Annotated in this window: 3 protein-coding genes and 1 pseudogene; all 4 read left to right on the top strand. The window is 65.9% G+C overall.

Annotation, left to right across the window (positions count from 1 at the left end):
* On the top strand, positions 1-2,046 hold a 2,046-nt coding region (gene carB / locus AC1DY5_RS46800; protein WP_478121197.1), incomplete at its 5' end, for a carbamoyl-phosphate synthase large subunit.
* Between the two features lie 89 nt (positions 2,047-2,135).
* Positions 2,136-3,005 carry a Kdo hydroxylase family protein gene (locus AC1DY5_RS46795; protein WP_478121196.1) on the top strand — a complete coding sequence of 290 codons (870 nt, stop codon included), beginning with the start codon at positions 2,136-2,138 and terminating at the stop codon, positions 3,003-3,005.
* 63 nt (positions 3,006-3,068) lie between these two features.
* Complete coding sequence (greA, locus tag AC1DY5_RS46790; protein ID WP_478121195.1) at positions 3,069-3,545, top strand: transcription elongation factor GreA; 477 nt, start codon at positions 3,069-3,071, stop codon at positions 3,543-3,545.
* A gap of 16 nt (positions 3,546-3,561) precedes the next feature.
* Positions 3,562-3,683 (top strand): annotated as a pseudogene (locus tag AC1DY5_RS46785) (DUF4149 domain-containing protein); the annotation flags it as partial.

Genomic DNA, 3,683 nt, shown 5'->3' with positions numbered 1-3,683 from the left:
TTCCAGAAGGCCCTGCGCGGGCTGGAAGTCGGCGTCGACGGCCTCAACGAGAAGACGCAGGACCGCGAAGTGCTCGAGAAGGAGCTCGGCGAGCCCGGCCCCGACCGCATCTGGTACGTCGGCGATGCTTTCGCGATGGGCCTCAGCGTCGACGAAGTCTTCGCGCTGACCAAGATCGATCCGTGGTTCCTGGTGCAGATCGAGGAGATAGTGAAGATCGAGCTCGAGCTGGAAACCAAGTCGCTCGACGAGATCGACAAGGCGACGCTGCTCGCGCTCAAGAAGAAGGGCTTCTCCGACCGCCGCCTGGCGCGCCAGCTGAAGACCACCGACACTGCGATCCGCGAGAAGCGCCGCGCGCTCGGCGTGCGCCCGGTCTACAAGCGGGTCGACACCTGCGCGGCCGAGTTCGCCACCAACACCGCCTACATGTACTCGACCTACGAGGACGAGTGCGAGGCTGCGCCAACCGGCAAGAAGAAGATCATGGTGCTCGGCGGCGGTCCCAACCGCATCGGCCAGGGCATCGAGTTCGACTACTGCTGCGTGCACGCTGCGCTGGCGATGCGCGAGGACGGCTACGAGACCATCATGGTCAACTGCAATCCCGAGACCGTGTCGACCGACTACGACACCAGCGACCGCCTGTACTTCGAGCCGCTCACTCTCGAAGACGTGCTCGAGATCGTCGACAAGGAAAAGCCGACCGGCGTGATCGTGCAGTACGGCGGCCAGACGCCGCTCAAGCTGGCGCTCGACCTCGAGGCCAACGGCGTGCCGATCATCGGCACCAGCCCCGACATGATCGACGCCGCCGAAGACCGCGAGCGCTTTCAGAAGCTGCTGCACGAACTTGGCCTGCGCCAGCCGCCGAACGCCACCGCGCGCACCGAGCCCGAAGCGCTCGAGAAGGCGTCGGCGCTGGGTTACCCGCTGGTGGTGCGCCCGAGCTACGTGCTCGGCGGCCGGGCGATGGAAATCGTGCACGAGCAGCGCGACCTCGAGCGCTACATGCGCGAGGCGGTCAAGGTCAGCAACGATTCGCCGGTGCTGCTGGACCGCTTCCTCAATGACGCGGTCGAGTGCGACGTCGACTGTCTGCGCGATGCCGAGGGCACGACCCTGATCGGCGGCGTCATGGAGCACATCGAACAGGCCGGCGTGCACTCGGGCGACTCGGCCTGCTCGCTGCCTCCTTACAGCCTGAAGGCCGAGACGATCGCCGAACTCAAGCGCCAGAGCGCGGCGATGGCCAAGGCGCTGAACGTGGTCGGCCTCATGAATGTCCAGTTCGCGATCCAGGAGAAGGACGGCAAGGACGTGATCTACGTGCTCGAGGTCAACCCGCGCGCCTCGCGCACGGTGCCCTTCGTGAGCAAGGCGACCGGCATCCAGCTGGCGAAGGTCGCTGCCCGCTGCATGGCCGGCCAGTCGCTGAAATCGCAGGGCGTGACGAAGGAAGTCACGCCGCCGTACTTCAGCGTCAAGGAAGCCGTGTTCCCCTTCGTCAAGTTTCCTGGCGTCGACACCATCCTCGGCCCCGAGATGAAGTCCACCGGCGAGGTGATGGGCGTCGGCAAGACCTTCGGCGAGGCCTTCGTGAAGTCGCAGATCGGCGCCGGCACCATCCTGCCGAAGTCCGGCAAGGTGTTCATCTCGGTCAAGAACAATGACAAGGCACGGGCCGTCGAAGTCGCCCGCGGCCTTGCCAAGCTCGGCTTCGTGCTGATCGCGACCAAGGGCACGGCGGCGGCGATCAGCGCCGCGGGCATCGCCTGCGCGGTGGTCAACAAGGTCACCGAGGGCCGCCCGCACATCGTCGACATGATCAAGAACAACGAGATTGCGCTGGTCATCAACACGGTCGAAGAGCGCCGCAACGCGATCGCCGATTCGCGCCAGATCCGGACCTCGGCACTGCTGGCGCGCGTGACGACGTTCACGACGATCTTCGGTGCCGAGGCGGCCGTCGAAGGCATGCAGCACATGGACGAATTGGGTGTCATCTCTATCCAGGAGATGCATGAGCAATTGATCGGGCACTGAGGTCACCCCCCGCTGCACTTGCCCTTGATCGAGCGCAGGGACTGGCGAGCCGGGTGCGCACAGAATCGCGTCGAAGGAGATTTTTTTGCATGGACACCCAGCTGGTAGAGCTCGACCTTGACGACTGGAGCGCCGCCACGCCCAACGAGGCGTGGATCGCGGCGCTCGAGGCCGGCAAGGTGCTGTACTTCCCGCGGCTCGGCTTCGACCTGCAGCCGCAGGAGCAGGCCCTGTTGTCGCCCACAGTGCTGTCGCCCGACGTGCGCAACATCAGCCTCGACGCCAATGGGCGCATCAAGGGCGTGGCCGGCGACGAGGCGCGGCAACAGGCGGTGGCGGCGATGATCGGACGCTTCCGCGCCCAGGCGCAGGGGCTGATCCACGGCCTGCTGCCGCACTACGTGCCGGCGCTTCGGATGGCGCCCACCAGCTACCGGCCGGCGCAGGTCGAGACGCGGGTCCAGTCATGGCGCGCCGACGATCGCCGGCTGCACGTCGACGCCTTTCCCTCGCGTCCCAACTACGGCGAACGCATCCTGCGCGTGTTCACCAACGTCAATCCGCAGGGCGCGCCGCGCGTCTGGCGGGTCGGCGAGCCTTTCGAGGCGGTCGCCCGACGCTTCCTGCCGCGGGCCAAGCCTTATTCGCAATGGCAGGCGAAGCTGTTGCGGGCGCTGCGCGTGACAAAGTCGCTTCGCAGCGAGTACGACCACCTGATGCTGCAACTGCACGACGGTATGAAGTCCGACCTGGACTACCAGCAGAAGTCCGAGCAGCAGACCGTGCCGTTCCCGGCCGGGTCGGTCTGGGTCTGCTTCTCCGACCAGACCTCGCATGCCGTGATGTCGGGCCAGTACATGCTCGAGCAGACGCTCCATCTGCCCGCCGCAAGGCAATACAATCCCGAATCCAGCCCGCTCGCGATCCTGAGCCGGCTGACCGGACGCACGCTCGTCTGACTTTTTTCTCCCTTCGACCGCCGAACGGCAGCGTTCGGCGGTTTCGCTTTCTGGAGCAACAAAATGGCAACCATCCCGATCACCAAGCGCGGTGCAGAGAAGCTGCGCGAAGAACTGCAACGACTCAAGACGGTCGACCGCCCGTGGGTCATCAACTCGATCGCCGAGGCCCGGGCCCAGGGCGACCTGAGCGAAAACGCCGAGTATGAGGCCGCCAAGGACCGCCAGGGCTTCATCGAGGGCCGCATCCAGGACATCGAGGGCAAGCTGTCGGCGGCCCAGGTCATCGATCCGACCGCGCTCGACGCCGGCGGCAAGGTGGTGTTCGGCTCGACGGTCGAACTCGAGGACGAGAAGACCGGCGAGGCGGTCAAGTACCAGATCGTCGGCGAGGATGAGGCCGACCTCAAGCTCGGTCTCGTCAACGTCTCGAGCCCGATTGCGCGGGCGCTGATCGGCAAGGAAGAGGGCGACACCGCGGAGGTGAAGGCCCCCGGTGGCGTCAAGCGATACGAGATCGTCGCCGTCAGCTACCTCTGACCGGCAATTCGCACGCATGAAGGACCGCATCGCCCTGCTGGTCGCCGCATTCTGGTGGGGCAGCCTCTCCACCATCGGCTTCCTGGTGGTGCCGATGCTGTTCGTCCGGCTCGGCAGTCCGGCCGTGGCCGGCAACAT

The organism is Variovorax sp. P4_D9, from assembly GCF_056401695.1.
The sequence above is the reverse complement of the archived record's forward strand: the minus strand, read 5'-3'. Positions and strand labels throughout refer to the sequence as shown.

Bases quoted from the DNA above. Each gene is read 5' to 3' on its own strand.
- AC1DY5_RS46795 (WP_478121196.1), top strand. From the start codon at position 2,136: ATGGACACCCAGCTGGTAGAGCTCGACCTTGACGACTGGAGCGCCGCC.
- greA (WP_478121195.1), top strand. From the start codon at position 3,069: ATGGCAACCATCCCGATCACCAAGCGCGGTGCAGAGAAGCTGCGCGAA.